The organism is Paraburkholderia caballeronis (assembly GCF_900104845.1).
Classification (GTDB): Bacteria; Pseudomonadota; Gammaproteobacteria; order Burkholderiales; family Burkholderiaceae; genus Paraburkholderia; species Paraburkholderia caballeronis.
The window spans coordinates 3321406-3334574 of the sequence record NZ_FNSR01000001.1 but is presented as its reverse complement, the minus strand read 5'-3'; the positions used below and the strand labels follow the sequence as shown (position 1 = coordinate 3334574).

14 protein-coding genes are annotated in these 13169 nt (G+C 69.1%); 3 read left to right on the top strand and 11 right to left on the bottom strand.

The genetic code is table 11. The features are described from left to right. Positions 1-42: 42 nt before the first annotated feature. Genes BLV92_RS14895 through BLV92_RS14870 form a run of 6 tightly spaced genes read right to left on the bottom strand, consistent with a single transcriptional unit; the run spans position 43 to position 5502 of the window. The gene (locus BLV92_RS14895) at positions 43-723 is read right to left on the bottom strand and encodes a deoxynucleoside kinase (protein WP_090547116.1); all 681 of its coding nucleotides are present in this window, start codon (positions 721-723) and stop codon (positions 43-45) included. Then, positions 720-1259 (bottom strand): 2-amino-4-hydroxy-6-hydroxymethyldihydropteridine diphosphokinase, encoded by a 540-nt coding sequence (folK, locus tag BLV92_RS14890; RefSeq protein WP_090546105.1) that lies wholly within the window; start codon positions 1257-1259, stop codon positions 720-722. The genes BLV92_RS14895 and folK overlap by 4 nt, the downstream gene beginning before the upstream one ends. Before the next feature lie 53 nt (positions 1260-1312). After that, positions 1313-2965: a polynucleotide adenylyltransferase PcnB gene (gene pcnB / locus BLV92_RS14885; protein WP_090546103.1), complete on the bottom strand. Its 1653-nt coding sequence runs from the start codon at positions 2963-2965 to the stop codon at positions 1313-1315. After that, positions 2962-3648: a histidinol-phosphatase gene (locus BLV92_RS14880; RefSeq protein WP_090546101.1), complete on the bottom strand. Its 687-nt coding sequence runs from the start codon at positions 3646-3648 to the stop codon at positions 2962-2964. Before BLV92_RS14880 ends, pcnB begins: the two co-directional genes overlap by 4 nt. Positions 3649-3659: 11 nt before the next feature. Beyond that, complete coding sequence (gene hda, locus BLV92_RS14875; protein ID WP_090546099.1) at positions 3660-4409, bottom strand: DnaA regulatory inactivator Hda; 750 nt, start codon at positions 4407-4409, stop codon at positions 3660-3662. 16 nt (positions 4410-4425) lie between these two features. Further along, positions 4426-5502 (bottom strand): AI-2E family transporter, encoded by a 1077-nt coding sequence (locus BLV92_RS14870; protein WP_090546098.1) that lies wholly within the window; start codon positions 5500-5502, stop codon positions 4426-4428. 114 nt (positions 5503-5616) lie between these two features. On the opposite strand from BLV92_RS14870, the gene purM reads away from it, so the two are divergent. After that, positions 5617-6705, top strand: coding sequence for a phosphoribosylformylglycinamidine cyclo-ligase (purM, locus tag BLV92_RS14865; RefSeq protein ID WP_090546096.1), 1089 nt, complete (start codon positions 5617-5619; stop codon positions 6703-6705). A gap of 82 nt (positions 6706-6787) precedes the next feature. On the opposite strand, the gene kynA is transcribed toward purM, so the two are convergent. The 3 genes from kynA to kynB are packed head-to-tail and all read right to left on the bottom strand — an operon-like array spanning position 6788 to position 9793. Next, a complete protein-coding gene (kynA, locus tag BLV92_RS14860; protein ID WP_090547115.1) occupies positions 6788-7840 on the bottom strand; it encodes a tryptophan 2,3-dioxygenase in 1053 nt (350 codons plus the stop codon). Positions 7841-7851: 11 nt separating this feature from the next. Continuing rightward, a complete protein-coding gene (gene kynU / locus BLV92_RS14855) occupies positions 7852-9102 on the bottom strand; it encodes a kynureninase (RefSeq protein WP_090546094.1) in 1251 nt (416 codons plus the stop codon). 49 nt (positions 9103-9151) lie between these two features. Beyond that, positions 9152-9793, bottom strand: a complete 642-nt coding sequence (kynB, locus tag BLV92_RS14850) for an arylformamidase (RefSeq protein WP_090546092.1) — start codon at positions 9791-9793, stop codon at positions 9152-9154. A 130-nt stretch (positions 9794-9923) separates the two neighbouring features. Between kynB and BLV92_RS14845 the strand changes: the two genes are divergently transcribed. After that, complete coding sequence (locus BLV92_RS14845) at positions 9924-10430, top strand: Lrp/AsnC family transcriptional regulator (RefSeq protein ID WP_090546091.1); 507 nt, start codon at positions 9924-9926, stop codon at positions 10428-10430. A gap of 75 nt (positions 10431-10505) precedes the next feature. Here the strand turns inward: BLV92_RS14845 and BLV92_RS14840 are convergent, their stop codons facing one another. After that, positions 10506-11018 carry a flavin reductase family protein gene (locus BLV92_RS14840; protein WP_090546089.1) on the bottom strand — a complete coding sequence of 171 codons (513 nt, stop codon included), beginning with the start codon at positions 11016-11018 and terminating at the stop codon, positions 10506-10508. Between the two features lie 185 nt (positions 11019-11203). Here BLV92_RS14840 and msrA point away from each other — a divergent pair, with 185 nt between their 5' ends. After that, positions 11204-11752 carry a peptide-methionine (S)-S-oxide reductase MsrA gene (gene msrA, locus BLV92_RS14835; protein WP_090546087.1) on the top strand — a complete coding sequence of 183 codons (549 nt, stop codon included), beginning with the start codon at positions 11204-11206 and terminating at the stop codon, positions 11750-11752. Between the two features lie 31 nt (positions 11753-11783). On the opposite strand, the gene BLV92_RS14830 is transcribed toward msrA, so the two are convergent. Continuing rightward, positions 11784-13157: a DUF72 domain-containing protein gene (locus BLV92_RS14830; RefSeq protein WP_090546085.1), complete on the bottom strand. Its 1374-nt coding sequence runs from the start codon at positions 13155-13157 to the stop codon at positions 11784-11786. Positions 13158-13169 lie beyond the last annotated feature (12 nt).

The window sequence follows — 13169 nt, the reverse complement described above, 5'->3', positions numbered from 1 at the left end:
GGGGGCAGTCCGTCCTGGAAAGGGAGGGGAGGCGGTGGCCGCTTACAGCGACGTGCCTTTGACGAAAAATTCCTTGCGGCCGCGCATCGTCTCGATGCGTCCGGCGATCAGCGCCAGGTCGTCGTCGGAGTCTTGCGGGTTCAGGTGTTCCGCGCCGACGGTCAGGACCGGCGCGTCGTCGTAATGATAGAAAAACTCGTTATAGCTGTCGCACAGCGCGCGCAGGTACGCATCCGGGATCTGCAGCTCGACCGGGTTCGCGCGCTTCTGGATGCGCGCGAACAGCACTTCCGGCGTCGCCTGCAGATAAACGACGAGGTCCGGCGGCGGGGCGGCCGCATCGAGCCGCGCGGCCAGCGCGCGATACAGCGGTAGTTCGTCCGCGCCGAGCGTCAGGCGCGCCAACAGGTCGCTCTTCTGCGCGAGGACGTCGGTGACGAGCGGCACGTCGTCCGCGCGCAGCGCCGCGACACGCCTTGCATGCGACTCGCGCTGCAACGCGAAATGCAGTTGCGCGGACAACGCATGGCGCGTGGTGTCGCGATAGAAGCGTTCGAGAAACGGGTTGTCGGCGCTCGTGTCGAACAGCGTCTGCATCGACCAGCGTTGCGCAAGGCGCGTCGCGAGCGCCGTCTTGCCGACGCCGATTGGACCTTCGATCGCGATGTAACGCAGCGGAGGCCGCGTGTCCGGTGCGGTGACGGTGAGCGGCGGCGTGGTCATCGGCATTCGCCCGCCGTCGGGTCGCCCGGCGGCGCGCCTGCGCCGAGGCACTGGCACGGCGGCTTCACCTTCTCGATGCGTTGTCCGGCGACGGCCGGCAGGAACGCGCTCGCGGGGCCGAGACGCGGAATCACGAGTTCCGCGTCGATCTCGACGAGCGGCACGAGCGCGAACGCGCGGCCGGTCATGCGCGGATGCGGGACGACCAGGTCGGGTTCGTCGATCTCGTGATCGCCGAACAGCAGGATGTCGATGTCGAGTGTGCGGGGCGCGTTGCGAAAGGGACGCTCCCGGCCGAAATGATGCTCGATGCGCTGGCACAGCGCGAGCAACTGGCGCACGGAAAGCGGCGTGTCGAGCTTGACGGCGCAGTTGTAATAGTCGTCGCCGCCCGCGTCGATCGGCGCGGTGCGGTACAGGCTCGATTTGGCGAGCACGGTGAGGGGGTGCTGCTGCGCGAGACACACCACCGCGTCTTTCAGGGTTTGGCGCGCATCCCCCAGGTTGGCGCCGAGGCCGAGATAGGCAACCGTCATGGCATCACTTCCTGCGACTTTCGTTCGACGGGCCGCCGCGCGGCCTCACCAGGTCAGTCGTCGTGCGGGCCGTCGTGGTCCGCATCGTCCGCTGCGCGTGGGCCGGCGTCTGCGCCGCCCTCCGTTGCGTCGCCCGTCCTGCGGCTTCTCGCGCCACCGCGCCGCCGTCGTTTTCTGGGCGATCGATCCTTCCCGCCTTGCGTGAGCAGCGCCTCGCGCGCGGCGGCGTCTCCGTTGATGAAATCCGTCCACCACTGGCCGATGGCTGCGTCCAGTTCTCCGGACTCGCAGCGCAACAGGAGGAAATCATACCCTGCTCTAAATCTTTGGTGTTCCAGCAGCTTCAGCGCACCGCGGCCCGAATGTTTTTCGAGCCGCAGCTGCAGGCCCCAGATCTCGCGCATGTCCGACGAGTAGCGGCGGTGGATCGCGAGTTTCTCGGTCTGCGCGTCGATCACGTCGTCCATCGCGCGGTGCAGCGCTGGCACCGGATATTCGTTGGCCGCCGTGTACTGCTGGTAGCGCTGCTGCACGTCGTGCCACAGCAGCGTCGCGAACAGGAAACCCGGCGACACGGTCTTGCCCGCGCGCACGCGCGCGTCGGTGTTCGACAGCGCGAGCGTGATGAAGCGCTCGCCCTGCGGCTGCTCCAGCACCACGTCGAGGAGCGGCAGCAGGCCGTGATGCAGCCCTTCCTTGCGCAGCCATTGCAGGCACGCGAGCGCCTGGCCCGACAGCAGCAGCTTCAGCATCTCGTCGAACAGGCGCGCGGCCGGCACGTTGTTGATCAGGTCGGCCAGTTCGCTGATCGGCGTGCGCGTGCGCTCCTCGATCTCGAACCCGAGCTTCGCCGCAAAGCGCACGACGCGCAGCATGCGCACCGGGTCCTCGCGATAACGCGTCACCGGGTCGCCGATCATCCGCAGCAGGTGCGCGCGCATGTCGGCCATCCCGTTGTGATAGTCGAGCACCGTCTGCGTCGCCGGGTCGTAGTACATCGCGTTGATCGTGAAGTCGCGCCGCGTCGCGTCCTCGTGCTGCTCGCCCCAGACGTTGTCGCGCAGCACGCGGCCGCTCGCGTCGACCGCGTGCGTGCGGCGGTCGAGTTCGTCGCGGCGCAGCCGCTTCGGCGGCGCGGCCGGTTCGGCGGACGGCGCGGCCGCGGGCGGCGCCGACGCGGGCGGCGAGTCCTGCGGCGCGTCGACGAGCGCGCGGAACGTCGAGACCTCGATGATTTCCTGGCCGAACTGCACGTGCACGATCTGGAAGCGCCGGCCGATGATCCGCGCGCGGCGGAACAGCTTCTGCACCTGGTCGGGCGTCGCGTCGGTCGCGACGTCGAAGTCCTTCGGCGCGACGCCGAGCAGCAGGTCGCGCACCGCGCCGCCGACGATGAACGCGCGGAAGCCCGCCTGCTGGAGTCCCTCGGTCACGCGGACCGCGTTGCGGGAGATCAGCGCCGGATCGATGCCGTGCACGTCGGCCGGCAGGATGACCGGCGTCGTCGGGTCGGGGACGGCCGTGGGTTTCTTCGACGACGGGCGGGACGCGCCGGATGCCGGCTGGCGCGGCGCGCGGCGCGGTTTCGCGGCGGGGGTGTCCGGATCGGACGGTGCCGGCGCGGCGGCCATGCCGGCGGCGCCGGTGTCGTCGGTTTCGGCGGCCGTGTCCTGGCCTAGTAGCTTGCGGATGAGTTTCTTGATCACGACGGTTGGAACAGGTCGAGGATGCGCCAGCCGGCCTTCTGCGCGTAATCGCGCAGCGTGGCGTCCGGGTTGGTCGCGATCGGGTCGGTGACTTTTTCGAGCAGCGGAATGTCGTTGTGCGAGTCGCTGTAGAAATAGCTGCGCTCGAAGTCCGACCACGTTTTGCCGAGCGACGCGAGCCATTGCTCGGTGCGCACGATCTTGCCTTCGCGGTAGCTGGGCGTGCCGGTCGGCCGGCCGGTGTACGGCGAGTCCGGATGACCGTCGACGGTCTCGACCTCGCACGCGATCAGCTTGTCGACGCCGAACACGTCGGCGATCGGCCCGGTGATGAATTCGTTCGTCGCGGTGACCACGCAGCACAGGTCGCCCGCGTCCTTGTGGCGGCGCACGAGTTCGAGCGCCGCCGGCACGATCGCCGGGCGGATCACCTCGTGCATGTACTGGTCATGCCACGCTTTCAGTTGCGCGCGCGAATATTTCGCGAGCGGCGTCAGCATCGCGACGAGGTAGGCGTGGATGTCGAGCACGCCGGCCTTGTAGTCGGCGTAGAAGCGGTCGTTCTGCTGCGCGAAGCGCTCGGCGTCGACGATGCCGAGCTTCACCATGAAGCGGCCCCATTCGTGGTCGCTGTCGGTGGGAATCAGCGTGTGATCCAGATCGAAAAGTGCAAGATTAGCCATGGGCGCTCATTCTACTTGAAGCGGGTGGAGCCGTTGCCCGCGCCCGTGTCGCCGCCCGCCGCGGCCGCGGCGCTGTCCGGCGTCGCGAGCATCGTGCGCAGCAGCGGCAGCGTGACCGCGCGCTTCTGTTCGAGCGAGAAGCGGTCCAGCGCGTCGAGCAGCGCCATCAGGCTCGGCATGTCGCGGCGGAAGTGGGTCAGCAGGTACGCGGGCACGTCGTCGGCGAGCGCGATGCCGCGCTCGTGCGCCGCGCGCTTCAGCACCGCGGCCTTGCCGTCGTCCGACAGCGGCGCGAGGTGGAACACGAGCCCCCAGCCGAGCCGCGTGCGCAGGTCCTCGCGGACCGCGAGCCCGATCGGCGGCGCGTTGCCGGTCGCGACGAGCGCGCTCACCGGATGCGCGCGCACCTCGTTGAACAGGTTGAACAGCGCGATCTGCTGCGCGCCGGACAGCGCGTCGCAGTCGTCGATCGCATAGATCGCGACGCGCGGGTCGAACGCGAACGCGGCGAGGCCGCTCTGCGGCCCGAGGTAGCGCGCGTGGCCGGCGGGCGTGTCGTGCACGAGCGCGTGCAGCAGATGGCTGCGCCCGCTGCCCGGCTCGCCCCATACGTAGAACGTGCGGTCCGCGAGCGGGCCGGCCGCGAGCGCCGCGTCGAGCCCGGAAAGGCGCGCGACCAGCTCGGCGTTGGAGCCGGCGAAGAAATTGTCGAAAGTCGATGGCGGCGGAGTGCCGAGATCGAGCGTGAGCTGTCGAAGCACGGTAGTCAGGCGGAAATCAGTTCTTGTAAAGCGTGCTCGCGAGGTAGCTGCGGCGCAGCTCGCGCAGCGCGATCGACAGGATCGCGCTCGCGGGCAGCGCGATCAGCACGCCGAAGAAGCCAAATAGCTGGCCGAACGCGAGCAGCGCGAAGATCACCGCGAGCGGATGCAGGCCGATGCGCTCGCCGACGAGCCGCGGCGTCAGGAAAAAGCCTTCGAGAATCTGGCCGACGCCGTACACGAGCGCGACCGCGCCGAAGCCGTACAGGTTGCCGAACTGCAGCAGCGCGGCGACCAGCGCGAGCACGAGCCCGGTCGCATAACCGAGGTACGGGATCAGCACCGCGAGGCCGGTGAACACGCCGACCGGCAGCGCGACTTCGAAGCCCGCGATCGACAGCGCGATCGCGTAATACGCGGCGAGCACCGCCATCACGAGCAACTGGCCGCGCAGATACTGCGCGAGCATCCGGTCCATCTCGCGCGCCAGCTCCATCGTGCGCGCGAACCAGCGGCGCGGTACGAAGGTCTGCACGCGCGCGAGCATCGAGTTCCAGTCGTACAGCAGGTAGAACAGCACGAGCGGCACCATCACGACGTTGCTGACGATGGTGATCATCACGTTGCCGCTCGTGCGGACCGACGCCCACACCGCGACGCCGATCTGCTGCGCGCTGTCTTCGAGGCGCGACGTGACCATGTCGCGCAGGCTCTGGAAGTCGAGCGAATCGCCGAGGCCGAGGAACGCGAGTTTCGGCTGCAGCCAGTCGTGCAGGTGCGTGAACATCTGCGGCACCTGCTGCTTCAGCTGCGGCCCCTCCTTCTCGATGACGACCGCGAGCAGCACGACCAGCATCGTGACGACGAGCGCGAACAGCAGCATCATCAGCAGCGCGGCGAGCGCGCGCGGCACGCGGTGGCGCACCAGCGCGGCGACGCCCGGCTGCAGGATGTACGCGAGGATCGCGCCGAGCAGGAACGGCGTGAGCACCGGCCGCAGCAGCCACAGCACGATGCCGAAGGCGAGGGCGAGCGCGGTCCAGATGAAGGCCTGGCGCTGATACGGCGTGAAGATCGGTGTATTGGGCGACAAAGCGGTGTGTTCCGTGGATCCCGGAGTCCGGCGGGCCGGTCGGACCTCGCCGGCGGCGGCGAGGCGGCGTCAATCGGTTAAAATCGCATTTTACCGACCTTCTCGCACTTCCCCATGAATCAACCGAAATCCGCGCCGGGATCGGCGAACCAGGCCAGCCCGGCGTCCAATCCGGACCAGGGCCTGTCGTACCGCGACGCCGGCGTCGACATCGACGCGGGCGATGCGCTCGTCGACGCGATCAAGCCCTTTGCGAAGAAAACGCTGCGCGACGGCGTGCTCGGCGGCATCGGCGGCTTCGGGGCGCTGTTCGAGGTGCCGAAAAAGTACCGCGAGCCGGTGCTGGTGTCCGGCACCGACGGCGTCGGCACGAAGCTGAAGCTCGCGTTCCAGTTGAACCGGCACGACACGGTCGGCCAGGATCTGGTCGCGATGAGCGTGAACGACATCCTCGTGCAGGGCGCGGAGCCGCTGTTCTTCCTCGACTACTTCGCGTGCGGCAAGCTGGAAGTCGGCACCGCGGCGACGGTCGTGAAGGGGATCGCCACGGGTTGCGAGCTGGCCGGCTGCGCGCTGATCGGCGGCGAGACGGCCGAGATGCCGGGCATGTACCCGGACGGCGAGTACGACCTCGCGGGTTTCGCGGTGGGCGCGGTCGAGAAGAGCAGGATCATCGACGGCAGCACGATCGTGCCGGGCGACGTGGTGCTGGGCCTCGCGTCGAGCGGCGTGCATTCGAACGGTTATTCGCTGGTGCGCAAGATCATCGAGCGCGCGCAGCCTGACCTCGCGGCCGACTTCGACGGCCGCCCGCTCGCGGACGCGCTGATGGCGCCGACCCGCATCTACGTGAAGCCGCTGCTCGCGCTGATGGAGCAGATCGCGGTGAAGGGGATGGCGCACATCACCGGCGGCGGCCTCGTCGAGAACATTCCGCGCGTGCTGCGCGACGGGCTGACGGCCGAACTGGACCACCGCGCGTGGCCGTTGCCGCCGCTGTTCCAGTGGCTGCAAAAGCACGGCGGCGTCGCCGACGACGAAATGCACCGCGTGTTCAACTGCGGGATCGGGATGGCGGTGATCGTGTCCGCGGCGGACGCGGATCAGGCGGCGGGCCTGCTGGCCGCGGCCGGCGAGCAGGTGTGGAAGATCGGCGTCGTGCGCGACAGCCGCGCGGGCGAAGCGCAGACCGTGGTGGTCTGACGGTCGCGGCGTCTCGTTCGGAGACGCAATGGCCAGCCGGAAGGCTGGCCATTTTTTTTGCACCTCGCCCGGCTCCGCCCGCCTACAGCACCGTCCTCACGTGCCAAAGCTCCGGAAACAGCACCACGTCGAGCATCCGGCGCAGATACGGCGCGCCGCTCGTCCCGCCCGTGCCCTGCTTGAAGCCGATGATCCGCTCGACGGTCGTCACGTGCCGGAAGCGCCACTGGCGGAACGCATCCTCCAGATCGACCAGTTCCTCGGCCATCTCGTACAGGTCCCAGTGCTGGGTCGGGTTCCGGTACACCGCGAGCCACGCGGCCTCGACGGTCGCGTCGTGCTCCGTCGGCTGCGTCCAGTCGCGCGCGAGCCGCTCCGGCGCGATCGGAAAACCGCGCTTCGCGAGCAGGCGGACCACCTCGTCGTAGAACGACGGCGCTTCCAGCGTCGCCTGCACCTGCGCGAGCACTTCGGGCCGGTGCGCGTGCGGCTTCAGCATCTGCGCGTTCTTGTTGCCGAGCAGGAACTCGATTTGCCGGTACTGGTACGACTGGAAGCCGGACGAACTGCCGAGGTACGGCCGCATCGCGGTGTATTCGGACGGCGTCAGCGTCGACAGGACGCTCCACGCCTGCACCAGCTGCTCCAGAATCCGCGACACCCGCGCGAGCTGCTTGAACGCGGGCGGCAGGTCGTCGTCGTGCACGTTCGCGAGCGCCGCGCGCAGTTCGTACAGCGCGAGCTTCATCCACAACTCGCTCGTCTGGTGCTGCACGATGAACAGCATCTCGTTGTGGTCCGGCGAGCGCGGATGCTGCGCGTTCAGCACCGCGTCCAGCGCGAGATAGTCGCCGTAGCTCATCGAAGCCGAAAAATCGAGCTGCGCGCCGTGCCAGCCGGCCGGGTCCGTCGGGGTTCCCGCGCTGGCGGGCTGACGCTCGCGGGCTGGGCCGCTTGTCCCGCTTGCCCCGCCTGCATCGGCGCTGCCGGCCGCCGTGCCGTGGCCCGCGGAGAACGGGCAGCCGCCGCCCGCGTTTTCCGCTCCCGCGCCGCGGCTTTCGCTGGGTTTTTCGCCGCCGCTTGCGTCGTTATCGCGGTTAACCGGCGTCCCCGGCCCCTGCGTGTGATCGGTCATCGGGCTGTTCCTCAGGTCACCGCGCCGCGCGCCGCGAATTCCGGCGCCCGCCACTGCTCGTTCGCCAGCACGTCGCGCAGCATCTCGACGGCGTCCCACACGTCCGCGTAGCGCAGATAGAGCGGCGTGAAGCCGAACCGCAGCACGTGCGGCTCGCGGTAGTCGCCGATCACGTGGCGCGCGATCAGCGCCTGCATCACCGCGTAGCCGTGCGGATGCGCGAAGCTCACGTGCGAGCCGCGCTGCGCGTGTCCGCGCGGCGTCGCCAGTTCCAGCCCGAGGCCCGCGCAGCGCGTTTCGACGAGTTCGATGAACAGGTCGGTCAGCGCGAGCGACTTGCGGCGGATCGCCTGCATGTCGGTCTGCAGGAACACGTCGAGCCCGCAGTCGACGAGCGCCATCGACACGATCGGCTGCGTGCCGCACAGGAAGCGGCCGATATCGTCGGCGGGGCGGTAGTCGGGGCTCATCGCGAACGGCGCGCTATGGCCCCACCAGCCGGACAGCGGCTGCGAGAACGCGCGCTGGTGCCGTTGCGGCACCCAGACGAACGCCGGCGAGCCGGGGCCGCCGTTCAGGTACTTGTACGTGCAGCCGACCGCGAAGTCCGCGCCGACGCCGTTCAGGTCGACCGGCACCGCGCCGGCCGAGTGCGCGAGGTCCCACAGCGCGAGTGCGCCGCACGCGTGGATCTGCCGCGTCAGCGTCTGCATGTCGTGCATGCGGCCGGTCCGGTAGTTCACGTGCGTGAGCATCGAGATCGCGACGTCGTCGCCGAGCGCGGCCGGCAGGTCGGCCGGATCGTCGATCAGGCGCAGTTCGTAACCGCGGTCCAGTTGCTCGATCAGCCCCTGCGCGATGTACAGGTCGGTCGGGAAGTTCGAGCGTTCGGACACGATCACGCGCCGCTGCGGGTCGCGCATCTGCTGCATCCGCAGGCCGGCCGACAGGACCTTGAACAGGTTCACCGAGATCGTGTCGGTGACGACGACCTCGTTGTCGGCCGCGCCGATCAGCGGCGCGAGTTTGTTGCCGAGCCGGCGCGGCAGCGCGAACCAGCCGGCGGAATTCCAGCTGCGGATCAGGTCGTCGCCCCATTCGGCGGCGATCACCTGCTGCGCGCGCGCGGCGGCGGCTTTCGGCGCGACGCCGAGCGAGTTGCCGTCGAGATAGATCGTGCCGGACGGCAGCGCGAACTGGTCGCGCAGCGCGGCGAGCGGGTCGGCGCGGTCGAGGGCCAGCGCTTCGTTGCGGTCTTTCATGGGTCTCCGGTTCAATGGGGATCGACAGGGTGGATTTCGGCGCGCGCCTTCAGGCGGACGCGGCGGGCAGTGCGCGCAGCACCGCGCGCACCGGGCTTGCGTCGAGTGTCGCGAACTTCAGCGGCAGCGCGATCAGTTCGTAATCGCCGGGTTCGACCGCGTCGAGCACGAGGCCTTCGAGAATCGCCATCCGGTGCGCGCGGATTCGCAGGTGCGCGTCCATCGTCTTCGATTCCTGCGGATCGAGCGACGGCGTGTCGATGCCGATCAGCCGGACGCCGCGCGCGGCGAGCAGGTCGATGGTTTCCGGCGCGACGGCGCAAAACCCGCTGTCCCACGTTTCGACGGGCGCCCGCCGCCAGGTGCGCAGCAGCACGCGCGGCGGCACGCCGTCGAGCGCCGCGGCGACCATCGCGGGCGTGACGACCGGCGTCGCGCCGACGCAATGAATCACGCGGCACGGCCCGAGGTACGCGTCGAGCGGCACCGCGCCGATCGGCGCGCCGTGGGCGTCGTAGTGCAACGGCGCGTCGGCGTGCGAGCCGGTGTGCGGCGACAGCGTCACGCGGGCGACGTTGACCGGCGAGCCAGCCTCGATGCGCCACACGCGCTCGATGCCGACCGGCGTGTCGCCCGGCCAGACGGGCGTGGCAGGGTCGATGGCGGGCGAAATGTCCCAGATTCCGTTCATGATGGGCGGGCGTCGGATGGTCGTGCTTCGAATGATAGGCAAGCTGCATTGAAATGTGCTTGCGAAAAAAACGCCGCAGACGACGCTTGTTGGCACATAATTTGAGGCAAGACGGAAACGGAGACCAAATATGAATGCAATCTCGCTCGACGCTACCGATTGCCGTATTCTCGCGGTTCTCCAGAACGAGGGCAGGATCAGCAACCTGGACCTCGCGGAGCGCATTTCGCTGTCACCGTCCGCGTGCCTGAGGCGGTTGCGGCTGCTGGAGGAGCAGGGCGTCGTCGAACATTACCGCGCCTGCCTGAACCGGGAAATCCTCGGTTTCGAGATGGAAGCGTTCGTGCAGGTGTCGATGCGCAACGACCAGGAGAACTGGCACGAGCAGTTCGCGGGCGCGCTGCGCGACTGGCCGGAGGTGGTCGGCGCTTACGTGGTCACGGGCGAGACGCACTATCTGCTGCGGGTGCTCGCGCACAACCTCAAGCACTATTCGGACTTCGTGCTGAACAAGCTGTACAAGGCGCCCGGCGTGATGGACATCCGCTCGAACATCGTGCTGCAGACGCTGAAGGTCGAGGCGGGGGTGCCGGTGGATCTGCTGTCGCAGAAGGCGGGGAAGAGTCTGGCGGTGTAGCGGACGGAAAGCGCGCCGCGTTCGGGGTTGCCCCGTTTCCGGCCGACGCGCCGGGCGGCGAAACCCGCCGCCGCGTCAGAGCGGCTCTATCCGGTGGAATCCGCCGTTGTGGAACACGAGCGGCCCGTCGTCCGGCTGGTTCTCGCGGATTCCGCAGCGCTCGACCTCGCCGACGAAGATCACGTGGTCGCCTTCGTCGTAGCGGCTGCGGTTGTGGCACTCGAACCACGCGAGCGCGCCGTCGAGCACCGGCATGCCGGTGTCGCCGGCCGCGTGCGACACGCCTTCGAAGCGGTCGCCCTTCACCGTCGCGAAGCGCCGGCACAGGTCGAGCTGCGACGCGGCGAGCACATTCACCACATAATGGCTGTTGGTCCGGAACACCGGCATCGACGCGGAGCGCGTCGCGAGACTCCACAGCACGAGCGGCGGATTCAGCGACACCGAGTTGAACGAACTGGCGGTGATGCCGATCAGCTGGCCGTCCGGCGCGCGCGTCGTGATCACCGTGACGCCGGTCGCGAACTGGCCGAGCGCGCGGCGGAACGCGGCGCCGTCGAAGTTGGGCGGGCTGGCGCGGCGGGTCATCGGCGCGGCGCTCCGCAGCCGGAGCGCGCGCGCGGCGCGCTGAGAGCCGGCGACGGGGCCGGTGAAACGGCAAATTCGGAAGGTTCGAACGTCATGTGGAAAACGGGGCAAGTTGTCCCAATTTTAGCGGAACCCGTCCGGCCGGGCGAACCGCCCCGGCTGCGGCAACGAATGGAGTGACCAGCATGAGTCAGACAGTGGAATTTGCGACGCTCGGCGGCGGCTGTTTCTGGTGCCTCGAAGCGGTGTATCTGCGGGTGGACGGCGTGGTGAGCGTCGAGTCGGGTTACGCGGGCGGCCACGTCGCGCAGCCGACGTACGAGCAGGTCGGCGACGGCGACACCGGCCACGCGGAAGTGGTCAACGTGATGTTCGATCCGGCGAAGATCAGCTATCGCGAGATTCTCGACATCTTCTTCACGATCCACGATCCGACCCAGTTGAACCGGCAGGGCAACGACGTCGGCACGCAATACCGGTCGGTGATCTTCACACATTCGGACGCGCAGCGCGACGTCGCGTTGCAGGCGATCCGCGAACTGGAGGCGGAGGACGTGTACGACGGCCGGATCGTCACGCAGGTCGAGCCGCTCGACAACAACTACTGGCCCGCCGAGGCGTATCACCAGGACTACTTCGCGCAGCATCCGAACCAGGGGTATTGCGCGTTCGTCGTCGCGCCGAAGGTCGCGAAGTTCCGGCAGAAGTTCGCGCACCGCTTCAAGGCCGTGTGAGCGGCGCGCGGCGGCGGATGCCGCCGCGTCGTCACGGGGCCGGCGGCGCTTCGGCCGGCCCGTCCCGATTCTCTTGCTGTTGCCGCATGCCATCGGCGTCTGCGGCGTCCCGCCGGTCCCCGCCTTCCTTCCGACGCAGCATTTCATCGGCGATCGCCTGCGCGAGTGTCGCGCATGACAGCGGCGCCGACCCTTCCGCCTTGTTGTTCGTCGTGATCAGCACCGGCTGGCCGGCGATCGCGTAGCGCGCGGCCAGTTCGGCGAGCGCGTCGCGGGTGCGCGGGTCCGGATCGACGATCCGGTCGAACGGCTCGTAACGCGCTTTCGCCTGCTCGTAGCGAAAGCCGCTGTGCAGGCTCCAGCGGACGATCAGCGGACCAGCCGGCTCGCCGCCGTCCATCAGCGCGAGCGCCGCCGCCTGCCGCAGCGGGTGGGGCATCCGCGCGTGCAGCCCGACGCAGTAGCGCACGTTCGCCGCGCGCAGCGCGCGCACGAAACGCGGCGTCAACAGGCTCGCGTCGCGGATCTCGACCGCGTAACACGGACCGTCCGGCTCCGGCGGCAGCGGCGGCAGCGCCGCGAGAAAGGCCCCGAGCCGCTCGACGAACGCGGCCGGGTCCGCGAGCATCGCGTCCGGCAGCGGCGGGAACTGGAACACGAGCGCGCCGGCTTTCCGGCCGAGCCCTTCGAGACACGGCGTCACGAATTCGCTGACCGCGAGTTCGGCGTTCAGGAAACACGGATTCGCGGACACCGGCTCGCCGCGGTCGCCGCGCACCGACGCGTCGGTGACCAGCGCGGGCGCTTTCACGATGAAGCGGAACGTGTCGGGCACCTGCTGCGCGTAACGCAGATAGTCGGCGATCGTCAGCGGCGCGTAGAACGACCGGTCGATGCTGACCGTGCGCAGCAGCGGATGCGCGCCGTATGCGGCGAGGCCGTCGCGCGCGAGCTTCGAGTTGCTGTAGTCGTCGCCGTAGACGATCCCGCGCCAGCCCGGAAACGACCACGACGACGTGCCGAGCCGCAGCGTCGCCGGCAGGTGGGCCGCGAGGTCGAGCACCTGCTGCGACGGTTCGGCCGGCAGCACGCCGCGCGCGCGGCGTTTCGGTTTCGGCGCGGAGTCGGCGGCGGGCGGCGTGTCGGGCTGTGCATCGGATGCCGCGGCGGCCGGATCGGCGTCGGGTTGCGAGGCCGCCGGTTTTGCCCGGCTCGCGCGCAGGGAGGGCTTCGGCGCGGGTTTCGGCGGCGCTGCGTCGAAGCCGAACAGATCGGTTTGCGCCGGTTCTGCGGACGAATCGTCGCCGTGGCTCTCGCCGTTCGTGCCGGCCGCTTTGTCGCCGGATTCGCGGTCGTTCAGCGGATCATCGGAAGCGGGGTCGGGCGCGGCGTCGCGGTCGTTCATTCGTTGCGTTAC